The organism is Rhizobium gallicum bv. gallicum R602sp, from assembly GCF_000816845.1.
Lineage (GTDB): Bacteria > Pseudomonadota > Alphaproteobacteria > Rhizobiales > Rhizobiaceae > Rhizobium > Rhizobium gallicum.
In genome coordinates this window covers 37678-63455 of the sequence record NZ_CP006880.1, presented here as the reverse complement: position 1 = coordinate 63455, position 25778 = coordinate 37678, and the positions used below count along the sequence as shown (strand labels likewise).

Below are 25778 nucleotides of genomic sequence, written 5' to 3'. Positions count from 1 at the left end.
AAGATTTGCCTCAGCGAGGCCGTACCGCTCTTAACCCCTTCGCGAGCACATTCGATCAAGCAAACAAGTCGATCCCTAGCCCTACAGTCGCCTGATCCGGATGCCTGCAGAGCCGCAGTGTTCACCATACTGTCAAGTCCCTGATACAAAATGGCTTTTGCGACCGATGTGTAGAGCGGGCTCACGATCACGACGCTACGCTCTGATACACTTCCGGCAAATTTTCAAAACATGCTGGATACGTCCGCCCTCTAGCCTGCTCTCCGTCACCAACAGGCAAAACAACGGAGAGTATCTTATGACTAGAACTGAAATCGCCTCTATTCGAGTCCATTTCGCTGGCCGCCTGATTGCAGTTGCGGTTGGCTCCCTCATGCTCGTTCCTGCGGGATACGTCCTCCCGGCAATCGCCGCCGATGCCATTTCGGCCACGTCGGCAAAGAGTACCAGCTCGGATGAGAGTATCCGTCCGTTCCATATTAACGTCCCACAATCTCAACTCGATGATTTACGCAAGCGCATTTCCGAGACACGCTGGCCCGACAGGGAAACCGTCGATGATTCCTCGCAAGGTATTCAACTGGCGCAAGTTCAGGAACTGGTTCGCTATTGGGGCACTGATTACAACTGGCGTAAAGCCGAGGCGCAGCTCAATTCATTGCCGGAATTCATCACAACGATCGATGGGGTCGAGATCCAGTTCATCCATGTTCGCTCCCGTCACCCCAACGCCCTCCCCGTGGTTCTCACTCACGGCTGGCCCGGTTCAACATTCGAGTTCATTAAGTCCATCGGCCCTCTTACCGATCCCACAGGTTACGGCGGCCGCGCCGAGGATGCATTTGATGTTGTCATCCCTTCCATCCCCGGCTACGGCTTTTCTGGGAAGCCGACGGATTTGGGCTGGGGTCCTGATCGCACTGCACGGGCTTGGGACACCCTCATGAAGAGGCTCGGATATGAGCATTACGTTTCCCAGGGTGGGGATCATGGCTCGGTAGTATCCGATGCGCTGGCTCGCCAGGCACCAAAGGGTTTGCGTGCGATACATCTCAATATGCCCGCAACGGTTCCAGGCGAACTGATTAGAGCGATCAATAGCGGCGACCCCGCCCCGTCTGACCTGAAGACATCAGAACGCGAAGCCTTCCAGTCGCTTAGCACATTTTTTGGACGCAATGCCGCGTACGGTGCGATGATGGTGACCCGCCCGCAGACCATTGGCTACTCGCTGTCAGACTCGCCCGCGGGTCTTGCCGCATGGATGTACGAAAAATTTGCCCAGTGGAGCGACAGTGATGGCGTCCCTGAGCGTGTCCTGTCCAAGGACGAGATGCTCGATGACATCACTTTGTACTGGCTGACGAACACCGGAGCGTCATCCTCTCGTTTCTATTGGGAAAACAACAACAACAACTTCAGCGCCGAGGCGCAAAGGACCAAAGAAATCAAAATACCGGTTGCCATTTCCGTATTTCCTAAGGAAATCTACAAGGCACCTGAGAGCTGGAGCAAGCAAGCGTATCCGACTTTGTACTACTATAATCAGGTAGCGAAAGGTGGACATTTTGCTGCGTGGGAACAGCCCCGGCTCTTTGCGGAAGAGTTGCGCGCAGCGTTCAAGTCTGTCCGATAATATCAGCTAACACGTAGTAATCGCGGCCCCCCTCATTTCGGGCCGCGAACATGTATGCGGCTCATTCGGATTCTTGAGCTGCCGCGCCGCGCCTCGAGCAATGTGCTGTTTGTCACATTCGCTGGCTTGATGAAATCTTCCGGTCTAGGAGCGGCAATCGAACTTCGATGGGGACATACCGGTGATCAACGACAGAAGTGGTCGTCTTGCCTGATTTGGGCTTACGACAGCGATCGGGCCCAGGCCGGCTATTTTTATCACCTATATTTGTAATGCGATGCGCCTCTCTCCTGCTTCAAGCACGCGATGACCAACTTGCCCGCCTCGAGCCACTTCGTTGCCAGGATCATGCCTGATCCCAGTAATTTCAGCGAAGTCGATCGAGATACTTGGCGCGGAACACGAACACGTCGCCACAATACCAAGCGCCACCAGAGCATTCATGCCGCGCCGAAAGTCGATAGGCTGCAGTCGCTACCATGATCTTCACGCCATTCGGCGAAAGTGCAACATCGGCGTCCCCGCAACGCCGCCACCCTCGCCTGCGCCAACTCGGGCGCGACCAGGCTTTCGCCGATCGTCAAGAAGTCAGCCCGGCCTCGCGCCGCCAATCCGCGGTTGACGCCCCAGCGTCGGGCGATGACCGAGCTGTTCACGTCGCGGACAAGTCTCCGCCTCGCTTAATACCAGCGCCCTCGGCCGTACCAGCCGCCGCCAAGCAGAACAACGATCAGAACTATGATGAGAAGTGTGGTGATATCCATTTACGTCTCCTAGGAGTGCCCGGTACGGTGTATTTACTCGTAGATACACTCCGACATCACTCAACGTTTAGCGCTGGGTCATGTTCCATTTGATCGAGGTGATTACCGCTGGCGTGAGATCATTCTCTAGACACAAACAAAATTCACGAACGCAGCCCGTGATGATCGCTCCACGACCCCACAATGATGCGGAACGTAAGTGGGGGAGGAGGCCGCAAGATTGGTGATCTAGAATTGTTTTAAACGGCTTTTGTAATAGCAGCGCAGTCCAACATTATCACGGCGAAGGTCATTCCATTGCCGTCATAAACGCTGGTACTTGTTGTTCGAAGAATTTCGAAAACGATGCGATGCGCGGGGGCAGCGCTTGATAGGGCGGATAGTAGAGCGTCAGCCACAAATCCGGCGGCGACCAGTTCTGCAGGACGTGGACTAGCCGTCCGGTGCGCAGTTGTTCGGCTACGTGGAACTTCGGCAGCATGGCGACACCCGCCCCGTCGGCAGCCATGCTTGCGAGGACTTCGCCGCTGTTGGCGCTAAACGCGCGGCCTGCTGAGATGTTGGTACTGCCACTGCCGTCCGACAACGCCCAGTTCTCCCGCTTGCTCTCGCCGCTGTATGCAAGGCAGTCGTCAGGGGTCAATTCGCTGGGATGCTTCATGTTTACGAATCGGCTCCCTGGAGCGGCGACGAGGATACGGCGCACGAAACTGATCTTCCGCCAGATTGTGAACTTGTCGGACGGTGCAGCCGAGATGCGGATAGCGAGGTCGTAGTCATCGTCGATGATGTTCACGAGACCGTCCGCGAGGGAGATTTCAAAGCTGATCTTGGGAAATCGCTCCTGGAAGCTTGAAAGGATGGGAGGAAGCACCTGCTGGCCGAACCAGGTCGGCGCGCTGATCCGCAGCCGACCGTGATCGGCCTTGTGCGTGTTCATCACGTCCTTGCGGGCATTCTCCAGCGCAGCCATCGCCGGCTGGATTTGCGCAGCGTAGATCGCCCCCTCGGTCGTCAGCGACACCTGACGCGTGGTTCGGACAAAGAGCTGCACCCCAAGGTCTTCCTCCAAGGCGGCGATCGCTCTGGTGACCGCTGCGGGCGTCATGTCGAGTTCGCGCGCGACTTGCGCAAAGTTGCGCTTCTCGGCAGCCAGAAGAAAGGTCCTCAGAGCCTTATAGTCGTTCATCTATTATTTCATCCTGCGCAATTCACTCGCAAGTTTTATTGCAATTCCGACCGCTGATCAACTGGCGTAGGTTTTTAATCACACCACACGAACAGCGCAGCTGCGGAAAGACAAGCATCATGATCAGGGACATCAAGGGACTGCATCACATCACGTCCATGGCATCGGAAGCCCGCCGGAACAACGCCTTCTTCACTGAGACCCTCGGCATGCGCAGGGTCAAGAAGACCGTGAACTTTGATGACCCGACTGTCTATCACCTCTACTACGGCAATGAAAATGGCACTCCTGGCACGGTCGTGACCTACTTTCCATTCCCTGACGCGATGCGCGGCCGGGCCGGCGTTGGCGAAGTCAGCGAGACACAGTTCGCCGTCCCGGAAGGCTCGCTCTCCTTCTGGCAGGATCGCCTGAGCGCGAAAGATACGAATCTCCTCGAAGCAGATAAAATCTTCGGCGCCAACCGCCTGCGCTTTATCGGTCCGGATGGTGAAGGCCTTGCCCTGATCGAAACGGCCGGCGACGTCCGTACAGCGTGGAGTGGTGCCGGAATTGATGACAGCTTCGCCATCCGGGGCTTCTCCGGGGCACGGTTTCGTCTCCACGACACGGCTGCCACCACCGAGCTTCTCGAGTTCATGGGCTACCAGCGCACTGAGACCGAAGGTGCCGTCACCCGGTTCGTTATCCCCGGCGGCAATGGTGCCGACACGATCGACCTTGAGGCCCTTCCACAAACGCCTTTCGCAAGGCAGGGCGCGGGTTCGGTTCACCACATCGCCTTCGCTGTCGAGAATCGCGCAAAACAGCTTGAAGTCCGCAAGGCCCTGATGGACACCGGTTACCAGGTCACCCCGGTCATCGACCGCGACTACTTCTGGGCGATCTACTTCCGCACCCCCGGCGGCGTGCTGTTCGAAATTGCCACCAACGAACCCGGTTTCAACCGCGACGAAGACACAGCGCACCTTGGGGAGGCTCTGAAGTTACCGGGCCGCTACGAGCCCTACCGTGCCCAAATCGAGGCCGAGCTTGCGCCACTTGCGGCCTAATGTTCCAGCCAGGTCGCTTTCCGACAATCCAGCGTCCCAACGTTCAAGACGCGCAGCGACCCCTGCCCCATTGCTATCTTCAATCCAACTAGAAGGAAAACACGAGATGTCTAACAAGCTTCAGGTCCTGACCCCGCAGAACAGCCAGATCATCTTCATCGACCAGCAGCCCCAGATGGCCTTCGGCGTCCAGTCGATCGATCGCCAGACTTTGAAGAACAACGTCGTGGGCCTTGCCAAAGCAGCCAGGATCTTCAACATCCCGACCACGATCACCACCGTCGAGACCGACTCTTTCTCGGGCAACACCTTTCCCGAACTGCTCGCCGTGGTCCCCGACAACGACATTCTCGAGCGCACCTCGATGAACTCCTGGGACGATCAGAACGTCCGCGATGCACTTGCCAAGAACGCCGCCAACGGCCGCAAGAAGATCGTCGTCGCTGGTCTCTGGACCGAGGTCTGCAACACGACGTTCGCCCTCTCCTGCATGAACGATACCGACTATGAAATCTACATGGTCGCGGATGCCTCCGGCGGCACGTCTGTCGACGCGCACAAATACGCCATGGACCGCATGGTGCAGGCGGGTGTCGTTCCAGTCACCTGGCAGCAGGTCCTGCTGGAATGGCAGCGCGACTGGGCCCGCAAGGAAACCTACGAGGCGGTTACCTCTCTGGTGAAGGAGCATTCCGGTGCTTACGGCATGGGCATCGATTATGCCGTCACCCACGTTCACGGCGGCTCTGAGCGGGTCATCCACGGCAGGCGCATCGGCCCCAACCCGGCCAAGTAAACCCGGCATCGCTCCGGCAGGACGCCACCTGCCGGAGCGAATTGCTTCCTACAAAGCGAAGGGTCTCCTCCATGAAAATCTATCTCCTGTCACTCGGTGCCGGCGTGCTGGTGGGCGTGATCTACAGCCTGCTCAACGTCCGTTCGCCCGCCCCGCCTGTCGTCGCTCTCATCGGTTTGCTTGGGATCCTCGTCGGTGAGCAGCTCGTTCCGCTGGCAAAAAGCATCTGGACTCGCGAGCCTGCTGCCCTTTCCTGGCTGCATCAGGTAAAGCCGCACATGTTCGGCCACCTCCCGCAAGGCGGTCCGAACGTGGTGGAGGTGACCTCCCAGCGCAAAGATCCGACATTGGGGAAAAGCTGATGACGACGCGCCGCACCTTCCTGGGCGCAGCATCGAGCCTCGCCTTTTCAAATCTGTTTTCTACGGCCCATGCCGCCGATCCCGTCAAGACCGGAGTCGCTCCAATGTATGCAGATATCGTCCTTCATCATGGATTGATCACTACGCTCGACCGCACCAACCCGAATGCCACGGCGATCGCCATTAAGGATGGCTTGTTCATGGAAGTGGGCAGCGACAGCGAGATCATGGCGCTTGCCGGGCCGAGTACAAAGGTGATCGATCTAAAGGGCAAACGCGTGCTGCCCGGCCTGATTGATAACCACACCCACGTCGTGCGTGGCGGTCTCAACTACAATATGGAACTGCGTTGGGATGGCATCCGCAGCCTTGCCGACGCCATGGACATGCTGAAGCGGCAGGTGGCGATCACGCCAGCCCCGCAATGGGTGCGAGTCGTCGGCGGTTTCACCGAACATCAGTTTGTCGAAAAGCGCCTGCCGACGATCGAAGAGATCAACGCGATCGCGCCGGATACTCCGGTTTTCCTACTCCATCTCTATGACCGGGCGCTCCTGAACGGCGCAGCACTTCGTGCCGTCGGTTACACCCGCGATACGCCGAATCCGCCGGGCGGGGAAATTACCCGCGATACCAATGGCAATCCGACTGGCATGCTGCTGGCAAAGCCGAATGCCGGCGTTCTTTATTCGACGCTCGCCAAGGGGCCGAAACTGCCGTTCGACTACCAGGTCAATTCCACCCGCCATTTCATGCGCGAGCTGAACCGGCTCGGCGTCACCGGCGTCATTGATGCCGGGGGCGGTTACCAGAACTACCCGGACGACTATGCCGTCATTCAGAAACTCTCCGATGAAGATCAGCTTACCGTTCGCCTTGCCTACAATCTATTTACGCAGAAGCCGAAGGAAGAGAAGCAGGATTTCCTGAACTGGACGCGGTCTGTCAAATACAAGCAGGGCAACGACTACTTCCGCCACAATGGCGCTGGCGAGATGCTGGTCTTCTCGGCCGCGGATTTCGAAGACTTCCGCCAGCCGCGCCCGGACATGCCGCCGGAAATGGAAGGCGAACTTGAAGACGTGGTGCGGGTGCTGGCCGAAAACCGTTGGCCTTGGCGCCTTCATGCCACCTATGACGAAACCATCAGCCGCTCGCTCGACGTGTTCGAGAAGGTCAACAGGGACATCCCGCTCGAAGGCCTGAACTGGTTCTTCGACCATGCAGAGACGATATCGGACCGCTCCATCGATAGGATCGCAGCGCTTGGTGGTGGCATCGCGACGCAGCATCGCATGGCCTATCAGGGCGAATACTTTGTCGAACGCTATGGTCACGGCGTTGCAGAAGCCACGCCGCCGATCAAGCGCATGCTCGAGAAGGGCATCAACGTCTCCGCCGGCACAGATGCGACCCGCGTTGCCTCCTACAACCCGTGGGTTTCGCTCTCCTGGATGGTGACCGGCAAGACCGTGGGCGGCATGCAGCTCTATCCCCGCGCCAACTGCCTTGACCGCGAAACGGCGCTTAGGATGTGGACCGAAAACGTCACTTGGTTCTCCAACGAAGAAGGCAAGAAGGGCCGCATTGAGAAGGGCCAGTTCGCCGATCTCGTCGTGCCGGACAAGGACTTTTTCTCTTGCTCCGAAGACGAGATTTCATTCCTGACGTCAGACCTCACCATGGTCGGCGGCAAGATCGTCTACGGTGCCGGCGACTTCAAGGCGCTCGATGAGAACGACGTGCCGCCTGCAATGCCCGATTGGTCGCCTGTCAGGGCTTTCGGCGGTTATGCCGCCTGGGGAGACCCGGAAGGCGCCGGCAAGCGCTCGCTTCGCCGCACGGCGATATCGACATGCGGCTGTGCCAGCGACTGCGGCGTGCATGGCCACGACCATGCCGGGGCATGGACTTCGAAACTGCCAATCGCTGACCTAAAGGCCTTTTTCGGTGCTCTCGGTTGCTCCTGCTGGGCCGTATGAGGAAAAAATCATGCCATCGGACATCCCCCTCCGCAACTGCGTCGTTTCACTGCTCGCGTCGCCCGTGGCGCGTTTCATCGCGCTGCTCGGCTTATGCGCAGCCTATATCCAGGGGCCGCTGACCAAGATCTTCGACTTTAACGGCGCCATTGGCGAGATGGAGCATTTCGGACTTCATCCAGCGGTGTTCTTCGCGGTCGCGGTCATCGCGTTCGAGCTTGCGGCTTCGGCCATGGTGCTTTCCGGCTTCCTGCGTTGGCTCGGAGCGCTGGCTCTCGCGGGATTCACGTTGCTTGCGACCCTCGTTGCACTTCGATTCTGGGAAATGCCTTCCGGGATGGACCGCATGATGGCAACGAATGCCTTCTTCGAACATCTTGGTCTCGCTGGCGCGTTCGTGATCGTTGCAACAATCGATATCGGCAAGGGAACGAGCAGATGAGCGTCAGAAAATCCTCCGGTGGCTTCGCACCGCTCCGTCAACCCGTCTTCGCGGTGCTATGGGCGGCCACGGTTCTGGGCAACACCGGCAGTTTCATGCGCGATGTCGCCAGCTCCTGGCTGATGACGGATCTTTCCGCTGCCCCTGCGGCGGTCGCCATGGTGCAGGCGGCCGGCACGCTGCCGATCTTCCTGCTGGCAATCCCGGCAGGCGTTCTCTCGGACATCCTCGACCGGCGCAAGTTCCTCATCGCCGTTCAGCTTCTTTTGGCAAGTGTCAGCATAACGCTGATGACATTGTCCCACGTAGGCATGCTTTCGGTCAGCGCGCTGATTGGCTTGACGTTCTTAGGCGGTATCGGTGCCGCGCTCATGGGACCGACATGGCAGGCGGTCGTGCCCGAACTCGTGCCTCGCGAAGATGTGAAGAATGCCGTCGCTCTGAATTCGCTGGGCATCAATATTGCGCGCTCAATCGGTCCTGCGGCTGGTGGCTTGCTGCTTGCCGCTTTTGGTGCCGCCGTTACCTACGGCGTCGACGTTGCGACGTACGTCCTCGTCATCGCGGCGTTGATCTGGTGGCCGCGCGCCAAGGATGCCAACGACGCGTTGTCGGAAGGGTTTTTCGGCGCCTTCCGGGCAGGACTGCGTTACACCCGCGCCAGCCAGACGCTTCATGTCGTGCTGCTTCGAGCGGCGATCTTCTTTGCGTTCGCCAGTGCTGTCTGGGCACTGCTTCCGTTGGTTGCGCGCCAACTCCTGGGCGGTGACGCCAGCTTCTACGGCATCCTTCTCGGCGCTGTCGGTGCAGGTGCAATCGGCGGTGCGCTCGTCATGCCGCGGCTGCGGCAGCGTCTGGATGCCGACAGCCTGTTACTCGGGTCTGCGCTCGTGACGGCGTTGGTCATGGCGGCGCTTTCGCTGGCTCCGCCGCAAGGGCTGGCGGTCTTTATCCTTCTGTTCCTCGGCGCAGCATGGATCACCGCCCTCACCACTCTCAACGGCGCCGCGCAAGCGATCCTGCCGAACTGGGTGCGGGGGCGCGGCCTTGCCGTCTATCTGACTGTCTTCAACGGTGCGATGACGGCCGGCAGCCTCGGCTGGGGTGCTGTCGGCGAAGTTGCCGGCGTCTCGGGCACATTGGTGATCGGTGCGGGCGGACTGCTCGTGGCTGGACTGATCATGCACCGTATCAAACTGCCCTCTGGCGATGCCGATCTGATTCCATCAAACCACTGGCCCGAACCACTCGTCGCAGAACCGGTTGCGCATGATCGAGGCCCGGTCCTGATCCTGATCGAATACAATGTCGAAAAACATCATCGCACCGCCTTCCTGCATGCGCTGGACAGAATGTCTCACGAGCGGCGGCGTGACGGGGCCTATGGATGGGGTGTGACGGAAGACTCTGCCGATCCGCAAAAGATCGTCGAATGGTTCATGGTGGAATCCTGGGCTGAACATCTCCGACAGCACAAGCGGGTATCGAACGCCGATGCCGATCTTCAAGGTCAGATGCTTGCCTATCATTCAGGGAGGGACAAGCCTGTCGTCCGGCATTTCCTGGCAATCAACCGGCCTGGCGCGGCTTAAGATGGCCAGCAGAGAGCGGCCGGTCCGCACCCTCCATTGTTGCGAAAATCGCAATCAAATCGAAACTACTGGTGCAATTGTCGGCATTGGCTCTGGACGGCAATATCTCGCTAACAGACGAACACGGCCTAAGGGCACAAGCAGGGATCGCAGGACACGAAGATGACTGAGAACTACCCTTCCATCACGCGCCGCGGCGCATTGCTTTCCGGAGCTGCCGCCGCTGCGGCCATGGCGCTCCCCTCATCGTTCGGCTTTGCCGCCAACATTGCTTCCAACACCACCTCAATTAAAGGAGACAACACAATGGGCTACATCACCACCAAGGACGGCGTCGAAATCTTCTATAAGGATTGGGGTCCCACGGATGCCCAGCCGATCGTCTTCCACCATGGCTGGCCGCTCTCATCAGACGATTGGGACGCCCAGATGCTGTTCTTCCTATCCAAGGGCTATCGCGTCGTCGCCCATGATCGACGCGGTCACGGACGCTCCGCGCAGGTCGCAGACGGTCACGATATGGACCACTATGCCGCCGACGCCTTCGCTCTCGTTGAAGCCCTTGACCTGAAGAACGCCGTTCACATCGGGCACTCGACAGGTGGCGGCGAGGTCGCCCGTTATGTCGCAAAATACGGTCAGCCTTCCAGCCGCGTCGCCAAGGCCGTTCTGGTCTCCGCCGTTCCTCCGCTGATGCTGAAGACCAAGACAAATCCGGGCGGCCTTCCGATGGAAGTCTTCGACGGCATTCGCAGGGGCGTTGCTGAAAACCGCGCGCAGCTCTTCGTCGACTTTCCCACCGGTCCATTCTACGGATTCAACCGTCCCGACGCTAAGGTTTATCCTGGCGTCATCCAGAATTGGTGGCGGCAGGGCATGATGGGCAGCGCCAAGGCTCATTACGATGGGATCAAGGCCTTCTCGGAGACCGACCAGACGGAAGACCTAAAGGCGATCATCGTTCCGACCCTCGTCATGCACGGCGACGACGACCAGGTCGTGCCGATCGACAACACCGGCAGGCTGTCCGTGAAGCTGGTGCAGAATGGTACTCTCAAAGTCTACAAGGGTTATCCGCACGGCATGCTGACAACCCATGCCGATGTCCTGAACGCCGATCTCTTGAAGTTCGTCGAGGCCTGATTAGCAAGTCCGGGTGCGGCTGTTAGCGCTGCATCCGGATTCGCGGTAAACAATTCCATCCAAACTGGTCCTCATCAGAACATTCCTAGGCTTCTTCCTCAAAGCCGAGATCGACGGGAATGGACGTGGGAAAGGTCGTAGAGCAGCGCCGCTCGATCGTGAAATCTGTTAGTGCCGGTTGCGTGAACGCCACTCTCCAGGAGTGACACCCACCGCCTTCGTGAAGGTCTCGACGAATGTGTTCTCATCCGCAAAACCGCACGTTTCTGCCACTTGGGCGATGGTCTCACCGGTCCGGCTCAGTTGTGATTGGGCCTTCTTCATCCGACACGCCGAAATCCATTCGAGAACAGACTGCCCAGTCGTATCAAAGAAGCCGGAGCGGAGCTCATCCGATGAAAAACCGGTCGCGTCGGCAATTTTATCGACCGGTATGTTTTCCGATAAGTTCGCAGCTATGTACGTCTTGATACGCTTTTCCTGCATAGGAGACAGCTGACCGCTGGCCAACAGGCGCTGGGCGGGCGACCGTCCGTAACGATGCGCGAGATGGGCGTTTAACGCCAGTCCGATATGCGGAAGCAGCGTATCCCTGACCTCTTCCGGCATATCGAACATCGGCATCAGTGCTCCACCAATATTGCGGATTACCTGATCGTCGACCCCGCGACAGGTCGCAAGGTCGTCGACGCGAGGTTCTCCTGCATCCTTCGCCAGCTCGTCAAAATGCGAGCTCGGGATATGAAACGCAAGGACCTCAAAACGACCTCGAATGGAGATTGCGGCTCCATCCTTCAGGCTGATTAGACAAATCGAGCCCCTGGGATACCTCTTGAAAGGTGCCGGAGGTCGGTCTGGCCAGATGTCGGAATGGTCGACATCGACGAGATAGAGCATGACCAGGAAGGCGTCATCGGGCGGAAGGAAGACAGGATGCTCGCCGTCATCATAGGAGTGGTCAAGATGCACGACAGAGAGCTTCGCCTCGCGAATAGGCCTGATCGCCAGCGCCCTCGCTGCCTCGACACCAAAACATGCCGCAATTCTCTCACTGGCCGCCAACGCTTCACTCACATGTGTCTCGATCATCCGGGCTGGGGACTGTATAGCCGTCCGCTGAGATGCCACGCCTTGAAGGTTCCTATACACCTTTCAAACATCTATCTTGAACAAAAGCATCCTCGTCGAAGAGATTCGGCGATCCACCAGAAGTCGGCGCGGAAGGCCTGAGCCACCAAAATGGGTCAGAACCCAGCTCCAGCGTCTTTAAAATGAAGGCTGTGCGTCTTGGTTCGAATTTCCGACCGTCACATCAAATCACCCGCTGGGCCGACGACGGATGGTTTTGGATGTCCTCTGAAGCAGTTGTCGATCAACCAGGCTTTGGCAGGATCGGATATCGCGGTCTTCCGCAAGGCGACGAGCGTCATGCGGCTCGATCAAGTCAAGACGTCGGCAAGCGATCGAGGTTTCGTTGTCGGCGTATCTTCGCTCGGTGGCCATACGCGGCGCATCTATCATCAACATCATGCGACCAACCACGATTTTACGGAAAATTCGATCTATATCCGCAATCTCTCCGAAGGCTACAAGGCAGATCTTAGCGGTCCTTTCGATTTCCTTCTGCTTGAAATTTCGCCTGCGTCTCTCATCAGGATTGCCGAAGGCGCTGAACTTCCTGGCGTGACGTCGCTGGCGGCCGAAACCGCTTCAAAAGATATCGTGCTTGCCAATCTTTGTCGCGCGCTGACCCCGGCACTCGAAAAACCCGAGGAGGCAAGCGCGCTGTTCGTCGACCAAATGGCGACTGCCATCGGGACCTATCTGGTCCAACGCTATGGCGGTCGGTCCATCGCGGCCTCCAACAGATCACGAAGCCTGTCGCGTTCGCATGAGCAACTGGCAAAAAGTCTGCTTCTCGAAAACCTCGACGGCAACATCTCGATTTCGGAGGTCGCGAAGGTCTGCAATCTGTCTCGCGGCTATTTCATTCGCGCTTTTCGGGAAACGACTGGGATGACACCATATCAATGGCTTCTCAGCGAGCGGGTGAATCGCGCCCGCGAGTTGCTTCGGGCCTCGAACGCGCCACTTGCCGAGGTGGCCATCGCCTGCGGCTTCGCGGATCAGAGCCATTTCACGCGGGTTTTTTCGAGTATCGCCGGCCTGACGCCTGGCAATTGGCGCCGAAACTCCTGAGTTAATATTCTGGGCTCTGTGAATGCGATGCAGTTGCAGGGCATCTGGCAGCCTTGCCGCCTCGGTCGCTTCCCGTTTGGCCGAACCAAGCGAGATCCGTCCAGCCATCGCAACGGTGAGGCAAGAGGCGTTTCAAACTCTGTGCCGCTGAAATCCTCGAAGTGAACCGGCCGGACCGTTCGAGCTATCGTCATCTGCCTACCTCCTGGTGGCTCCCAGAGGTACGGAGAGGGTTGATGATCTGCACGTCCTCGAAGTCTTTTTCATTGTCGGTCACGACGACGCACTCGTTCGCTTCGGCTACGGCGGCAATGATTGTGTCTAGCGCGCTTCGCGATCGGCCTTTAGCTTTGCCGTTGGCCATCAACCGCGCCCAGACGAGGCCAGCTTTCTCGTCGAACGATAAGACACGGCCAGCGAACAGCGCTTGCGGACCCTCGGGGCCTGCGAACCAAGCTTCAAGGCTGCTGCGCTTCTTGCCCTTTGGTTTCTCTAAGATACCTCGGCGGATTTCGGCGACGGTAAGCGAAGAAATGAAGAGATCTTCGTCCTTTTGCGCGCCCATCCACGTCAGCAGCGAGCCCGACGGCTCCGGCTTTATGACGTTGCTGATGATATTTGTATCAAGGAGGTAGCGCGTCACAGATCGACCTTACGCCCCTCTTCTCGCGGCCGGCTAAGGTCGAGATCCGCGCCAACCAGAGGTGAGCGACGCAACGCCGCGAGAATGCCGCCCACTTTCGAAGGTTCACCCGCCACTGCCTGCTGTATGGTCCGGCGGAGCTGTCCGGCTTCCGGACCTTCCTCCGTCAGTTTCCGGGCAAGGGATCGGAGTAGATCGCGGTCGGCGTCGAGCGCCTGGATCTCGAACCGTGCGATGCCACGCTCGGCCAGGCGGGACCGATAATTCTCGAGAGCTCTCTTCTGCGCACTGTTGCTCATCGCCTGCCTCCATGCTATATCCAGATATATAGCCGCGTTTTCTTTGGATGGCAAGGTTGGCGGGGTTCGGCCCCGGAAATGAAGATGGCCTGTCGGTCCCAAGTCGGGCAAAAGTGCCCTGAAGTGGTGCGATGCCCAATGCGCCCGCGACGCTCTTAGACTGATGCTCAGCGAACCGCCACAATCGACTGCGCTGTCTCACTGTTTGGCTTGTCAGCGAAGAACTGGTGCGCCGTTCAGCGCTGATGCGTTCTACTTAATTGACTGTGTGGACATATCTGAGGCTTCCTTGGTCATGGCTCGACAATCCCGCCTTGCCGGTCCGTTGCAGTACCCTCTTGTCATCAGAGACGGTCAAAAGCCGCAAAAAGCCTCCGACGTCTGGCGGAGACCTATGTCGAGCTGGGAACTGCACTGTCGCAGTAAGCCTTCGATACGGCTTCGAGCGTCGAGGCCAATTTATCTTGGCAAAATCAGCGGCCGCTGAGGCGACCAGCAATGCCATGTTGACAGTTTGAACACTGACATTGGTCTCTCCTGGCGTCGAGATCTGAAGCGGAGTTAACGACGCTCCACGAGGTAATTTTCGCGCGGCATCAGATTCGCCCCCCGAGTTCACCGAGTGGCGCAAAGTATGGGAGATGACCTGACACTGACGGAGTGACGCCCGCAGCAGCTCCAGAATTATGAGTGGGTCTCAGCCGCATTAGCGAAGTCTCTGCAGAAGATGACTATGGTTCGGAGCGCGACTGCCTCTCTGGTCGTTAAGGCTTCCAGAGGGGATTACCTGCCGCACGTTCTATCGCGCCGCCATCGCGCTCAGGGGCGCGATCGACCCGATCTCGATCGTCGCGTGGTTTCCACGACCTGCTGAGCGACGTAGAACAACAGCAAGACGGCGGCATTGAACTCCAGTAGTTCTTCCACCGCAGAGAATGTGCGGGAGGTCGTGGCTACATCGACCACCTGCGCCACGCCGATCAATCCGACGTGGAGGAAAATCAGCACGTGGTTGGAAAGCCGCGGCCATCTTGCGTCAATGCGCGTGTTCCATACGACTCTCAGCGCAAAGAGTAATGAGCCGAGAGAAACAGCAAGAATGAGTCCAATCAGTGCCCAGCCAAGACTTGGACTGAGATCGCCGAGAAGCCGGTAGGCCAGGATCAGCAAATCGTGGACGCCATCGAGTTCGCCTCCACCGTAGAGAGCTGGCGGTTGAAATCCAAGGATGCGAGCGCCAAAGCTTGTCTCATCCATCAACTCGACGAGGCCAAACAGGCCGCCCAGCAAAAAAGCCGCGCGCGGCCCAGATACGATAGCAGCTGAACCTGCCAAAAGCACAACGCTTGCCAGGCATACGGCGCCGCCGGTTTCGATGATGCCGTCTTCCCCGAGAAGAACGGCTCGGGAACCTGGCAGGAAGACGGCCGTCAAGACACTGCCCACCGTGCAGAGGGCGATCACTGTTATGGCCCATATGAGCCAGCGAAGTTGACTGATCTGCCGTAGCAGATCGGCAAAGCTAAAGCGCGTGAATTTGGCTAAGTCATCAATGTCTTCTGTGCGAACTTTGAGATTTTCCATCGCTCTGCCGTGTCATCTGTTTGTCATAAAACATAGTGATCCCACGAATGGCTGACCAATGACGTTGGCTTTCAGAACGTTTCAGCCGCATATATTCGGCGCGCAGCGCGCGGCTGGAGGCTTTCGTGGGGTTAGTAAACGCAAGCATGTTATGGCCGTCGCTCCTGCTGGAACGGCTGGATAACGGATTGGCGCCGGAGCTATTCCGCCGATTGTGACACTTTTTTGACCGGCTCTACACTTGCGTTGGCGTAATCACGAATGTCGTTTTCTTGTTTAGCGACGGCTGATGTAAATGGAATCGCTGCAGGCGGAGGTGGCACCACTCGGTATTGAGACTGTGATCGTCAATCCGGGCTTCTTCCGAACGGAGCTGCTGCTGACGAACCCACCCGATATGCCCCGCCGTCTGTGAACGACTACGACGAAAGGCGCGCAAAACACCTCGACTTCTGGAAATCCGCCAGCGGCCAGCAAAGCGGTGATTCCGCAAAACTCGCCCAAGCCTTGATCACCCTGGTCAATCAGCCGGAGCTGCCCCGCCGGTTCATCGCCGGAGCCGATGCCATCGGCATGGTGGAACAGAAAATCGCGCTGCTCCAGCAACAGATCGCGGCCTATCGGGAGCTTTCAAGTTCGCTTGCGTTCGACGTGAAGGCTTGGATCTTCTTCTGCAGAGGGCGCCAGCAACGCCCCTGCAGCGACACATGTCCTTCAAACCCCTGAAGGAGAATACGCTGTGCGTCGCGTTGCGTTCATCTGTGGTCTGATTCCAGATACGACCGACTCTTCACGTTCCCAAATTGCTCGCCTTGATCGGCTTAGCTAGAACCGCCGACCTGCACATTTAACCAGGCAATTCACAATCTATCTCTCTTCGCGCAAATCTTTTCTTGATCGCAACGGTTGTCATAAATCGTATAGGGAAGCCTGATCCGCACTTCGTCCACAGCGTGATGGGGCTATCGTCTCATCAGCACGCATTTCGGCATCTACGCGGCTTGAAACAGCAACCACGAACCGTTCTGCACCAGCGGTCGTTCTTTGCAACAGGGACGATGGAGCACGGCGACAGGATGTGTTATTCCAAAAGGTAGGTTGTGCATCTCCCGATGCCGCGAATATTGATGATTTCCCGGCGAGCGGGCATACGCCATTCGCCAATTGCATCGAACGTGGCTTGCGATATCTGAATTTGACCCGGTGCGCCGCAAGACTCCATGCGACTTGCGACATTCACCGTGTGTCCCCAGACATCATAGACAAAGCGTTTCCGACCGATTAGGCCAGCGATGACCGGCCCGCTATGAATGCCAATCCGCAAGGTGAGCGCTGAGCCATCATCGACTCGTCCAGACATTTCGGCCAGCAGTGCCTTGGCGAACGCAACGCCGGCGACGGCGTGATCCACGCGAGGGTCCAGTAGTCCCGACGCGGCCATATAGGCATCACCGATCGTCTTGATCTTTTCGATGCCATATTGATCAGCAAGTTCGTCGAAACGACTAAACAGGTCTCCCAGTCTCCGGACCAGTGCTGCAGCCGGCGTTCGCGCTGCAAATTCCGTGAAGTTGACGATATCGGCGAAAATAATCGTCACCATATCGATGCGATCGGCGATCACTTCCTCTCCGTCCGCAAGCCGCTTCACCACCTGCTTCGGAAGAATCGCATGAAGTAGGGCGTTTGCCCGCTCCTTCTCGAATTCTATCTGCGCCAGATATTGCTTTTCGAGCGTTCGCCAACGACGACGCTCGAGGCAGGCGGCAATGCGGGCTTTAAACAGGACGGGATTGATCGGTTTGCGGAGATAGTCCTCGGCACCCGCCTCAATGCAACGGGCAACGGCGTCGTCATCCTTCAGGCCGGAAATCATTACGACCGGGATCTCGCGAAAGTGTCGGTCCGATTTAAGCTGGCCGAGAAGCTCTATACCGTTCATGTCCGGCATCAGGATATCGGCCAATACGAGGTCGAATTCCTGCTGATCGAAGATACGAATCGCCTCTTGGCCGGAGCTTGCCGCTACGACGGTGTGTCCATCGCGGCGGAGCCGTCTGGACAGGAGATCGCGATTTGACGCCGTGTCGTCGACGATGAGGATACGTCCTGCGCGTTCCGTGACGGCCGAAGAACGGGTCGCCATTGTCCTAGCCAGATCGGCGGCGATCGTTCCATCGAATTTAGGCTGAAATTCCTGATCCGCATCAGGAGGCGACCCATCAAGTGTTTCGTCAATCTGCGCAAGCAAATTGCGGCTTTCACGAATGACCTTCGACACATCCTCCAGCAGGCGCGCCGGCAAGGTATCGGCGAAGTCCTCGATCAACATCTCGGAATAGCCGAGGATGGCATTCAATGGCGTTCTGAGATCATGCCGTAAAAGTCTATCGAGCGAGGGGGCTTTCCCACTCTCCGGTGTTTCGATGTCGAGAAGCCGCTTGATCAATGTATTCAGCTCCCGGGCGGCGCTCAATATCCTTTCAAGATCCGGCAAAGCATCACTGGGTCCCGCTTCACGCACCTCTTCCGTAATCAGTTCCTGATAACCCAGAATGGCCTGGGCTGGATCGACGATATTTTGGGCGATTCTGGCGATAAACATCCGGTGCCCGATGTCCCGAGATTGAGCCACGATCGTTACCCTCCGGTCAAACGGGCGATCTTGTCGAGCAGACCCAGTAGTTCGATCGGTTTGGTGTCGTAGTCGTCACAACCGGCCTCGATTGCCCTTTCACGATCGCCGGCCATGGCATGGGCGGTCAGTGCGATCACCGGTATGGCAGCAGTGTTGGGATTTCTTTTGATCCGCTTTGTTGCTTCCCAGCCGTCGATGACAGGAAGGCTCATATCCATCAGAACCAAGTCCGGCTTCGTGGTCACGGCCGCCTCGACGCCGGCTAGCCCGTCCGTTGCGCTGACAACTTCGTAACCACGTTTCTCCAAGCGGCGGGTGAGCATATCGCGGTTCATCTCATTGTCCTCGACGAGAAGAATCTTGACCATCCGAACATCTCTCCTCACGCCTCTTCCTTTTGCGGAAGGTGCCGCTTTAAGGCTGCAATCAGATCGGTGCGACCTTTGGTTCCTTTTCTGACTACTTCATTCGCGCGAACGCCCAACCACTCCAGCTCTTCTCGCGTCAAATCTTTCGAAGTGACGATAACGACTGGGATATCTGCCAAGTCGCGCCTGTCTTTGATCGCCTGAAGTAGCGTGAAACCGTCCATGTTCGGCATCATCAGGTCGAGTACCATAATCGTCGGCCGTCCGGCCTCGAGTTGTTCAAGACCATGGCGACCGTCGGCCGCCTCCCGAACCCGCCAACCCTCGCGGACGAGCACCCTGCGGAAAAGATCGCGGGTTGCGGGGTCGTCATCAACGATAAGCACATCATGGCGTGCTTCGCCGGCGACTGCGTTTAGGGTATCGACGAGTTGCTGAGGGTCGATCGGCTTGATCAGATGGTCTACGGCACCGAAGGCCAGGCCCATCTCGCGATCGGCGACAACCGTCGCGAGGATGACGGGAATATCGCAGATCGCCTTGTCCGACTTGATTTCACGCAGAACGGACCAACCGTCTTGACCCGGCATGATCACGTCAAGGACGATTGCGTCCGGGTGCAATCTACGGATTTTTGACAAGCCCTCCTCTCCACCCGTCGCCTCGATCACGGTAAAGCCTGCGCTGCGAACGGCGTCGGAGACGAAATTGCGAGCCCGCGCCTCATCATCAATCACGAGAACTGTTGGATGCGCGCTCCCATCGTCCAAGGTATCGATTTGCGGCGCATTTTCCTGGACGATATCTGTTCTGGTGATCGCAGGAATTGTGAAGCGGAAGGTCGAGCCCTTTCCAAATTCGCTCTCGACGGAAATGGCACCACCCATCATCTTGACGAAATGCTGCGTGATGGTCAGACCGAGGCCAGTCCCGCCGTAATTCCGCGTCGTCGACGAATCGACCTGTACGAATGCTTGGAACAGCTTTTGCTGCTGCTCCTTCGTCATGCCTATTCCACTATCACTGACGGCAAATTCGAGCCATTCACCAACTCCGTCCTCGTAACGCCGCACCGCAAGCTTGATCTCGCCGTTCTCGGTAAATTTGGCGGCATTTGAGAGAAGATTAAACAGGTTTTGCCGTAACTTGGTCTTATCGGTCTCGAACTGATCCTGCTCGACGGAGGCACTCACTGTCAGGCGGTTACCCTTCTTGGCGATCAACGGCGCTACGGTATTTTGAACGTCGGCAAGAAGCTGTCTTAGACTGAGGCGCTCGATGTAAAGCTCCATCTTGCCCGCCTCGATCTTGGAGAGATCGAGAACGTCGTTGATGAGCGCCAGGAGATGGCGTCCCGAGCCCTCGATCTTATTGAGATCCGCAATGAATCCGGTCTGTCCGAGATCGCTGGCATCCTCGATGAGCATTTCGCTATAACCGATTATCGCATTCAAAGGAGTGCGCAGCTCGTGGCTCATGGAGGCGAGGAAGCGGCTCTTTTCTTCGCTGGCGACCTCTGCGCCACGCCTTGCCTCCTCCAGCTCCGCCTGTCGGTTCTTCAAATCCGAAATATCCGTGTAGACCGCCACGGTGCCGCCCTCCGGCGTCTTTCGCTTGGCAATGCGCAGCCATGTTCCATTGGCGAATTGCCGCTCGATCATGCCCTGCGGCTGGCGGTGACGCTGCATGGCCTCAGCGACCCAACTCTCAATGCTGCCGCTTCCGATATCGGTCGTGCCGCGTTCTGCCTGCGCACGAACGATATCTTCAAAGGCCCTTCCAGGCGTCATCAGATCCGCAGTCTCCGGAAAAAGTTGAAGATAGCGTTGGTTGACCAAAACCAGCCGGTCGTCCGCGTCAAAAAACGCGAACCCATCGGGAATGGTCTCGATCGCTGTCATCACCGTATTGCGCTGGCGCTCGGCAACCGCTTCAAGCTCTCGACGCTCGGCCTGGCTGTCACGCAGCAATCGCAACGTCTTTGAAAGTTTTCCGAATTCATCGCTGCCTTCTGGCGGCAGTTCGACATCCTCCTGCCCCCTCGTCAACTGCGTCATCGCCCTGTCGATCCGGCCGAGCGGCACCAGGATGGAGCGCAACACCAGCCAGGTCATCAGAATGCAGGCCAATGTCGTCACGCCGGCTGCGATCAGAGCTCGTAGATAGGTGTTGCGCGCCGTTGCATCGGCAGCGTCGCGCGCCAGATCGGCTTCGTTCTCGAGACGCTGTTCGAGTGACATGAGCACCGAATCGATTTGATCGCTATAGCTTCTGGCGGCCGCCAGCCGGGAGTTGCCTATAACCCGGTTGTCATTGGTGTAGGCGTCAACGGCCTCCATCGCCTTTTCAAAGTATGCGTTCGAACCTTGTAGGATCGTATTCGCTTCATCAGGCGCGAAGACCTTGATGCGGGCCAGATCTTGTTCCAGCGCTTTGCGAGCTTCTTGCGCGCGCCGTTCCGAGAGGGTCAACAGGCTGACCGATAGATCCGTCAGCCAATAACGGACCTCGCCAAAATGACGATGCGCCTTGGCAGCATCGTCAAACATATGAAAGCGCGCATTCGCCTCCTCAACACGCCCCTGATTTTCACGCAAATCATGCGCCATGAAGGCGACGCTAAGGAGCAGCGCGCCCAAAAGCGCGGCCGAAAGGCAAATAAGGCGAAGCGGAATCTTTCGATCCATCAAGCGGCCGATCCGCATTGGAATGGTAACGGAGGCTCTCATTTGAACAGCGTGATGCTGATCGCACCGGCCAAATCGCCTTCAGCTTTACCCTCCTTCGGGTAGCCCGTTACATCGACCTCGCCTTTGGGTCCCCCGTGACACGTCAGGCAGGATGCCGAGTAATATTCAGGGATCAGCATGCGAAAAGACTGGCGGCTGTTCACCTCCACCTGCTCGGTAAACGATTTGCCTTTTGGCCAATCGGGAGACAGAAAATTGCTCTCTATGACGCTCTGCTCCCAATCATCCGGCCGCGCCTTGCGATTGCGGATCAGCTCTTCCGGCGCCGTCACCTTCATCTTCGCCTTGTCGCCGACCTTTTCCTCGAAACGTTCATTGACCAACCGGCCGAAGGTCGAGGGAATGAACCCCTTGAAGCCTACTCCCTTCGTATCGATCAAGCTTTGATGTTCGTCGACAACTTCCTTTATTGCGGCGACCTGCGCATCGAACAATTGCTTATCGAGAGGGTTGAAATTCTGATCCGATACGGAATCGCCCTTGCGCTGGGCAAAGATCTGCAACGCTTCGTTGACGACGCGTTGGCCCGTGAGATCCTTTTTTCCTAGGGATTCGTCGTTGATAAGCTTCTGATGTGCCGAGATGACAGTCCGGCCGGCGCGCAACAATGTAGCGAGCCGTTCACCTGTAGTCATGTCGTCTTCGTCGGCAACAACAAAGCCCGCCAAAACACAGATCGCGGCCCATGCCAAAAAGACACCATATATCAGGCCACGCCGCATGTTGAGCCTCGTCGTATAGTAGCCGGGCTGCGATAATATCAGTTTGTGCTAAAATTCAAAAGTCATTAGTAACAGTCAGTGACGCCTAAGGCCCCTTTCACGTCGCGACGACGATGCATATTGCGCCAAGTCGTCAGCTTCCTTCCACGGAAAATCAAAATATACGGCGCTATCGTTTGCCCTGCGACTCTCTCCGCGACGGGCCAAAATGGGGGGTGAAAACGGGGCCTGAACTATTTCAACACGCTATCCCGGAAAAACGTCTGTCGTTCCTTCTCCGAGACGACGAGCCTCGCCGGTCATGGGTGCGAGACGATTTCGGAAATGCAGCTGCGCCTGATCTTAAGAATTGGGGTATGGCAGCTCTGACGTTCATCCGTTGATTGGCAATTAGTTGCGCTATAGGGTTTGTTTTGCGCGTAAATATGCCGCAAAGACTGAAGAGGAACTGAGATGGCGACCGGCACTGTTAAATTTTTCAACGATGATAAGGGATTTGGCTTCATCACGCCCGAGAGTGGAGGAGCTGACGTATTCGTTCACGTGTCTGCTTTGCAGCGAGGCGGCTCGCTCAGAGAAGGTGACAAGGTCAGCTTCGAAATAGGCCAGGACCGGAAGACCGGGAAGTCTAAGGCCGAGAACGTCAGCGTGCTCTGACCGCGTGCCGCGTGACAGCCTGACCAAGAAATTCGGCGAGGCTGGTCGCGTCTGAGATCTGCGGGCTCACTGCAAATAATTGCTTCCGCCATGGGGAGCTGCCCAGACTAGACTAGGTGCTGTTGACAAAGTGGCTTCCGAAATCGCGGACGCCGCTTCTCACGTCACTGTCCTCAATTCAAGCGTTGTCCATCACCACCAAACAAATGGACTTTGGTCAAATCGGCAGCAATCGATATCGTCTCTCCCGGATGAAGCTCTACACGATCCCTGAGTAGCAAGGTCACATCCACATCCCCGAGCTTGACGAGAACATGCGTTTCGGAGCCCGTCGGTTCCACGACGACGACGATCGCCGACGTTCCGCCGTCCTGGATAGAAAGATGCTCCGGTCGAACCCCATAGGCTTTGGCTGCGGCGCCATCCTGACCGGGCGGCAATGGCAATGCTGCTCCGTGCATCACGAACTTGCCCGCCGAAACCTTTCCCTCGAAAAGATTCATGGAAGGCGAACCGATGAAGGTTGCCACGAAAGTGTTTGCCGGGCGATCGAACAATTCGAGCGGCTTGCCGATCTGCTCGACGCGACCATTCCGCATCACCACGATCTTGTCGGCCATGGTCATGGCTTCGATTTGATCATGGGTGACGTAGACAGTCGTGGTCTTGAGGCGATGGTGCAGTTCCTTGATCTCCGCACGCATCGTTACGCGGAGTTTAGCATCGAGGTTCGAGAGCGGTTCATCGAAGAGAAACACCTGCGGATGACGAACGATGGCGCGGCCCATGGCAACGCGTTGACGCTGACCGCCCGAGAGCTGCCTCGGCAGCCGGTCGAGCAACGGTTCAAGCGCTAGGATGCCGGCGGCTTCCCCGACACGTTTGCGGATCGTCGCCCTGTCCTGCCCCTTCAGCTTGAGCGCAAATCCCATATTTTCTGCAACCGTCATATGCGGGTAGAGCGCATAGCTCTGGAAGACCATGGCGATGTCACGCTCCTTCGGCGCCACGTCGTTGACGACGCGGCCGCCGATGCGGATTTCGCCGGCGCTGATATCCTCGAGCCCGGCCAACATACGCAGCAAGGTCGACTTGCCGCAGCCGGAGGGACCGACGAGGGTGACGAATTCACCGTCTTCGATATCCACGGAAACGCCATGGATCACCGGCACGACGCCATATTGTTTGCGGACCTGTTCGATCGATACGGATGCCACGATATCCTCCTTTCCACTCTTTCAGAGCTTGAGCTGCCAGACGCGCGCGGTCGCAACGTTACCTTTGGGGGCGACCAGGCGCGCCGAGCGAACGGCGTTCAATCCCGGCAGGCGCTTCGTCCCAGTCCAGCGGCCGTCGTCGGCGAAAACCTCGATGGAGCCGATGTCCAGAAAGACGCGCAGCGTCGAAGGGCGCGCGCCAGCGGCGATGTAGTGCGGCGGCGATTTGCCGTCGCTGGCGTCGTAGATGATGCTCAATCCTTCCTGATCGATCCTCAAACCGAGCTCGACATCGGGATGATCTAATTCGAGATCGAACGCGGCGCCGGGTGCTGCGAGAGCGATGACGATCTCGACGGCTCCATTGGCGAGCACGAGCGTTTCGCCGGAACGCAGCCTGATGTCATCGACAAGCTTTTGTCGGAGGCTCTCGACGGCCGCGACCGGCGGCGTCAAGAGCGTGCTGTCCTTGAGGAGAACGCGGCGTGGCAACGTCATTGCCGACGGGAAATCAGCCTTCTTCGAGACATCCGTCCAATTGGCGAGCCAGGCGATGCCAATCGGGCCCGATCGGTCCACGAATGCCTGGAAGGCATAGGCGTCGGTTCCGAAATCGAGTTCCTGTTCGAATTCCTTGACGAAGTTCCGGCCGTCGAAACGGCCGACGGTGGCTATCGTAATATTACGCCGCCCGGTTGCCGGATCACGGCTTGTCAGGAGACCGAAGGTCAGCGCCCAACGGGTTTTCGGACCGTTTGCCGGGCCATCGAGCGGCACGATGCAGGGGCATTCGGCCGCCGTCATGCCAAAACGGTCCTCGCGGTGGAGAATACGAACGAACGTCCAGCCGCCCGCCGCCTCTGGATCGTCGGTCTCGTAAAGCAGGATGACGCCGCCAGCGTGGTCGCGGCTTCCAAGCAACATTTTCCAGCGGCCATCCGGGCCTTTGACGACATAGGGATCGCGGAAATCCGATGACAGGTCGAAGCCGACAGGACGCTCGGGCAGGATGACTTCCGGTGGCCTTACAGTGACCATGTCGTGGCTGACGGCTGTCAGCTGGATCTGCTCCTCGGGCGCGCGATCCCTGATCTGCTCGGTGAAGAAGACGCGAATGCCAGGCGCGTCCGCACTGAGCGGAATTGCCGTACCGGAAAAAGCGCCGCCACGTCCGTCGGCGCGCGCCGAAAGCTCCGCCGAGGGAAACAGGAAGACCGGCATATGCGTCCAGTGAAGAAAGTCATCGGAGACGGCGTGGCCCCAATGCATGGTGTTCCACCGCAGGCTGTGCGGGTAGTTCTGATAGAAGAGATGCACCTTGTCGTCGAAGCGGCCGAAGCCATTGGGGTCGTTCATCCAGCCGAAAGGCGGCCGGAAATGATAGCTGTCGGGGACATCAGGTGGGGCATTGACGTCACCGCTGTAGAGCACTGCCATGCCCTTTTCCAGGACGTCGGCCGGTGAGTAGGCGTAAATGACCGAGACGGCAGTGGTGGCGACGTCATAGCTGAATAATGTTTCGCCAGCTGGTTCGACTGCCAGCGTAACGAACTCGAACTCCTCGGAGTTTTGCGCCGTGAGGCGGCCGATGTCGCGGTCCCCTTGAACTATCCTTAACTCGGCGGGCATTCCCGCATGGACGGCCTTCAGCCACGCATGCAGCGTGGCACCAGCAGGAAGGAAGGCGCTCAGCGTCTCGATGCCGTCATCGGGAAGCGAAACGGGGTTTGCATGACGTGTCAT

General features: G+C 57.9%; 21 protein-coding genes and 3 pseudogenes. 12 read left to right on the top strand and 12 right to left on the bottom strand.

Annotated elements, in window-relative coordinates; all coding sequences use genetic code 11:
* Positions 1-298: 298 nt before the first annotated feature.
* A complete protein-coding gene (locus tag RGR602_RS23670) occupies positions 299-1636 on the top strand; it encodes an epoxide hydrolase family protein (RefSeq protein ID WP_052451732.1) in 1338 nt (445 codons plus the stop codon).
* Between the two features lie 308 nt (positions 1637-1944).
* Here RGR602_RS23670 and tnpB read toward each other — a convergent pair.
* Both tnpB and RGR602_RS23665 read right to left on the bottom strand, forming a co-directional pair.
* Positions 1945-2117: pseudogene (gene tnpB / locus RGR602_RS36340) on the bottom strand (IS66 family insertion sequence element accessory protein TnpB); the annotation flags it as partial.
* Positions 2118-2689: 572 nt separating this feature from the next.
* Entirely contained in the window at positions 2690-3589 is a 900-nt protein-coding gene (locus RGR602_RS23665; protein WP_040114541.1) for a LysR family transcriptional regulator, read from the bottom strand.
* Positions 3590-3708: 119 nt separating this feature from the next.
* On the opposite strand from RGR602_RS23665, the gene RGR602_RS23660 reads away from it, so the two are divergent.
* The 7 genes from RGR602_RS23660 (at position 3709) to RGR602_RS23630 (ending at position 10958) form a co-directional block, all read left to right on the top strand.
* Positions 3709-4641: a VOC family protein gene (locus RGR602_RS23660; protein ID WP_040114540.1), complete on the top strand. Its 933-nt coding sequence runs from the start codon at positions 3709-3711 to the stop codon at positions 4639-4641.
* A gap of 106 nt (positions 4642-4747) precedes the next feature.
* Complete coding sequence (locus RGR602_RS23655; RefSeq protein WP_040114539.1) at positions 4748-5437, top strand: hydrolase; 690 nt, start codon at positions 4748-4750, stop codon at positions 5435-5437.
* A 71-nt stretch (positions 5438-5508) separates the two neighbouring features.
* On the top strand, positions 5509-5799 hold the full coding sequence (locus tag RGR602_RS23650) for a XapX domain-containing protein (protein ID WP_040114538.1): 291 nt from the start codon (positions 5509-5511) through the stop codon (positions 5797-5799).
* Entirely contained in the window at positions 5799-7781 is a 1983-nt protein-coding gene (locus RGR602_RS23645; RefSeq protein WP_040114537.1) for an amidohydrolase, read from the top strand. The genes RGR602_RS23650 and RGR602_RS23645 overlap by 1 nt, the downstream gene beginning before the upstream one ends.
* 10 nt (positions 7782-7791) lie before the next feature.
* Entirely contained in the window at positions 7792-8223 is a 432-nt protein-coding gene (locus tag RGR602_RS23640) for a DoxX family protein (protein WP_040114536.1), read from the top strand.
* Entirely contained in the window at positions 8220-9815 is a 1596-nt protein-coding gene (locus tag RGR602_RS23635; RefSeq protein WP_040114535.1) for an MFS transporter, read from the top strand. The genes RGR602_RS23640 and RGR602_RS23635 overlap by 4 nt, the downstream gene beginning before the upstream one ends.
* A 306-nt stretch (positions 9816-10121) precedes the next feature.
* Positions 10122-10958: an alpha/beta fold hydrolase gene (locus RGR602_RS23630; protein WP_407692063.1), complete on the top strand. Its 837-nt coding sequence runs from the start codon at positions 10122-10124 to the stop codon at positions 10956-10958.
* A gap of 168 nt (positions 10959-11126) precedes the next feature.
* Here the strand turns inward: RGR602_RS23630 and RGR602_RS23625 are convergent, their stop codons facing one another.
* Positions 11127-11855: a helix-turn-helix transcriptional regulator gene (locus RGR602_RS23625; protein ID WP_223844110.1), complete on the bottom strand. Its 729-nt coding sequence runs from the start codon at positions 11853-11855 to the stop codon at positions 11127-11129.
* A 468-nt stretch (positions 11856-12323) separates the two neighbouring features.
* On the opposite strand from RGR602_RS23625, the gene RGR602_RS23620 reads away from it, so the two are divergent.
* Positions 12324-13157, top strand: a complete 834-nt coding sequence (locus tag RGR602_RS23620) for a helix-turn-helix domain-containing protein (protein WP_040114533.1) — start codon at positions 12324-12326, stop codon at positions 13155-13157.
* A 190-nt stretch (positions 13158-13347) separates the two neighbouring features.
* On the opposite strand, the gene RGR602_RS23615 is transcribed toward RGR602_RS23620, so the two are convergent.
* Together RGR602_RS23615 and RGR602_RS23610 are read right to left on the bottom strand one after the other, a co-directional pair.
* Positions 13348-13800 (bottom strand): type II toxin-antitoxin system VapC family toxin, encoded by a 453-nt coding sequence (locus tag RGR602_RS23615; protein WP_040114532.1) that lies wholly within the window; start codon positions 13798-13800, stop codon positions 13348-13350.
* Positions 13797-14099 (bottom strand): hypothetical protein, encoded by a 303-nt coding sequence (locus RGR602_RS23610; RefSeq protein ID WP_040114531.1) that lies wholly within the window; start codon positions 14097-14099, stop codon positions 13797-13799. The genes RGR602_RS23615 and RGR602_RS23610 overlap by 4 nt, the downstream gene beginning before the upstream one ends.
* Positions 14100-14217: 118 nt before the next feature.
* Between RGR602_RS23610 and RGR602_RS38765 the strand changes: the two are divergent.
* A pseudogene (locus RGR602_RS38765) lies at positions 14218-14388 on the top strand (GFA family protein); the annotation flags it as partial.
* A 530-nt stretch (positions 14389-14918) separates the two neighbouring features.
* On the opposite strand, the gene RGR602_RS23605 reads toward RGR602_RS38765, so the two are convergent.
* Complete coding sequence (locus tag RGR602_RS23605) at positions 14919-15683, bottom strand: hypothetical protein (protein ID WP_040114530.1); 765 nt, start codon at positions 15681-15683, stop codon at positions 14919-14921.
* Between the two features lie 295 nt (positions 15684-15978).
* Between RGR602_RS23605 and RGR602_RS23600 the strand changes: the two are divergent.
* Positions 15979-16343, top strand: a pseudogene (locus tag RGR602_RS23600) (short-chain dehydrogenase/reductase); the annotation flags it as partial.
* A gap of 421 nt (positions 16344-16764) precedes the next feature.
* Here RGR602_RS23600 and RGR602_RS23595 read toward each other — a convergent pair.
* Genes RGR602_RS23595 through RGR602_RS23580 form a run of 4 tightly spaced genes read right to left on the bottom strand, consistent with a single transcriptional unit; the run spans position 16765 to position 22074 of the window.
* Positions 16765-18288, bottom strand: coding sequence for an adenylate/guanylate cyclase domain-containing protein (locus tag RGR602_RS23595; RefSeq protein WP_040114529.1), 1524 nt, complete (start codon positions 18286-18288; stop codon positions 16765-16767).
* 35 nt (positions 18289-18323) lie between these two features.
* Positions 18324-18689, bottom strand: coding sequence for a response regulator (locus RGR602_RS23590; protein ID WP_040114528.1), 366 nt, complete (start codon positions 18687-18689; stop codon positions 18324-18326).
* A gap of 14 nt (positions 18690-18703) precedes the next feature.
* Entirely contained in the window at positions 18704-21376 is a 2673-nt protein-coding gene (locus tag RGR602_RS23585; RefSeq protein ID WP_170250743.1) for a hybrid sensor histidine kinase/response regulator, read from the bottom strand.
* 38 nt (positions 21377-21414) lie between these two features.
* Complete coding sequence (locus RGR602_RS23580) at positions 21415-22074, bottom strand: Tll0287-like domain-containing protein (protein WP_223844109.1); 660 nt, start codon at positions 22072-22074, stop codon at positions 21415-21417.
* A 540-nt stretch (positions 22075-22614) separates the two neighbouring features.
* On the opposite strand from RGR602_RS23580, the gene RGR602_RS23575 reads away from it, so the two are divergent.
* Positions 22615-22818, top strand: coding sequence for a cold-shock protein (locus tag RGR602_RS23575; RefSeq protein ID WP_040114525.1), 204 nt, complete (start codon positions 22615-22617; stop codon positions 22816-22818).
* Positions 22819-22991: 173 nt separating this feature from the next.
* On the opposite strand, the gene RGR602_RS23570 is transcribed toward RGR602_RS23575, so the two are convergent.
* Both RGR602_RS23570 and RGR602_RS23565 read right to left on the bottom strand, forming a co-directional pair.
* Positions 22992-24035: an ABC transporter ATP-binding protein gene (locus RGR602_RS23570; RefSeq protein ID WP_040114524.1), complete on the bottom strand. Its 1044-nt coding sequence runs from the start codon at positions 24033-24035 to the stop codon at positions 22992-22994.
* A 21-nt stretch (positions 24036-24056) separates the two neighbouring features.
* Positions 24057-25778 (bottom strand): GH32 C-terminal domain-containing protein, encoded by a 1722-nt coding sequence (locus RGR602_RS23565; protein WP_040114523.1) that lies wholly within the window; start codon positions 25776-25778, stop codon positions 24057-24059.

Excerpts from the sequence above, each read along its gene's own strand:
- RGR602_RS23670 (WP_052451732.1), top strand. The coding sequence starts at position 299 with ATGACTAGAACTGAAATCGCCTCTATTCGAGTCCATTTCGCTGGCCGC.
- RGR602_RS23665 (WP_040114541.1), bottom strand. The coding sequence starts at position 3,589 with ATGAACGACTATAAGGCTCTGAGGACCTTTCTTCTGGCTGCCGAGAAG.
- RGR602_RS23660 (WP_040114540.1), top strand. The coding sequence starts at position 3,709 with ATGATCAGGGACATCAAGGGACTGCATCACATCACGTCCATGGCATCG.
- RGR602_RS23655 (WP_040114539.1), top strand. The coding sequence starts at position 4,748 with ATGTCTAACAAGCTTCAGGTCCTGACCCCGCAGAACAGCCAGATCATC.
- RGR602_RS23650 (WP_040114538.1), top strand. The coding sequence starts at position 5,509 with ATGAAAATCTATCTCCTGTCACTCGGTGCCGGCGTGCTGGTGGGCGTG.
- RGR602_RS23645 (WP_040114537.1), top strand. The coding sequence starts at position 5,799 with ATGACGACGCGCCGCACCTTCCTGGGCGCAGCATCGAGCCTCGCCTTT.
- RGR602_RS23640 (WP_040114536.1), top strand. The coding sequence starts at position 7,792 with ATGCCATCGGACATCCCCCTCCGCAACTGCGTCGTTTCACTGCTCGCG.
- RGR602_RS23635 (WP_040114535.1), top strand. The coding sequence starts at position 8,220 with ATGAGCGTCAGAAAATCCTCCGGTGGCTTCGCACCGCTCCGTCAACCC.
- RGR602_RS23630 (WP_407692063.1), top strand. The coding sequence starts at position 10,122 with ATGGGCTACATCACCACCAAGGACGGCGTCGAAATCTTCTATAAGGAT.
- RGR602_RS23625 (WP_223844110.1), bottom strand. The coding sequence starts at position 11,855 with ATGCTCTATCTCGTCGATGTCGACCATTCCGACATCTGGCCAGACCGA.
- RGR602_RS23610 (WP_040114531.1), bottom strand. The coding sequence starts at position 14,099 with ATGAGCAACAGTGCGCAGAAGAGAGCTCTCGAGAATTATCGGTCCCGC.
- RGR602_RS23605 (WP_040114530.1), bottom strand. The coding sequence starts at position 15,683 with ATGGAAAATCTCAAAGTTCGCACAGAAGACATTGATGACTTAGCCAAA.
- RGR602_RS23595 (WP_040114529.1), bottom strand. The coding sequence starts at position 18,288 with ATGTTTATCGCCAGAATCGCCCAAAATATCGTCGATCCAGCCCAGGCC.
- RGR602_RS23590 (WP_040114528.1), bottom strand. The coding sequence starts at position 18,689 with ATGGTCAAGATTCTTCTCGTCGAGGACAATGAGATGAACCGCGATATG.
- RGR602_RS23585 (WP_170250743.1), bottom strand. The coding sequence starts at position 21,376 with ATGGATCGAAAGATTCCGCTTCGCCTTATTTGCCTTTCGGCCGCGCTT.
- RGR602_RS23580 (WP_223844109.1), bottom strand. The coding sequence starts at position 22,074 with ATGACTACAGGTGAACGGCTCGCTACATTGTTGCGCGCCGGCCGGACT.
- RGR602_RS23575 (WP_040114525.1), top strand. The coding sequence starts at position 22,615 with ATGGCGACCGGCACTGTTAAATTTTTCAACGATGATAAGGGATTTGGC.
- RGR602_RS23565 (WP_040114523.1), bottom strand. The coding sequence starts at position 25,778 with ATGACACGTCATGCAAACCCCGTTTCGCTTCCCGATGACGGCATCGAG.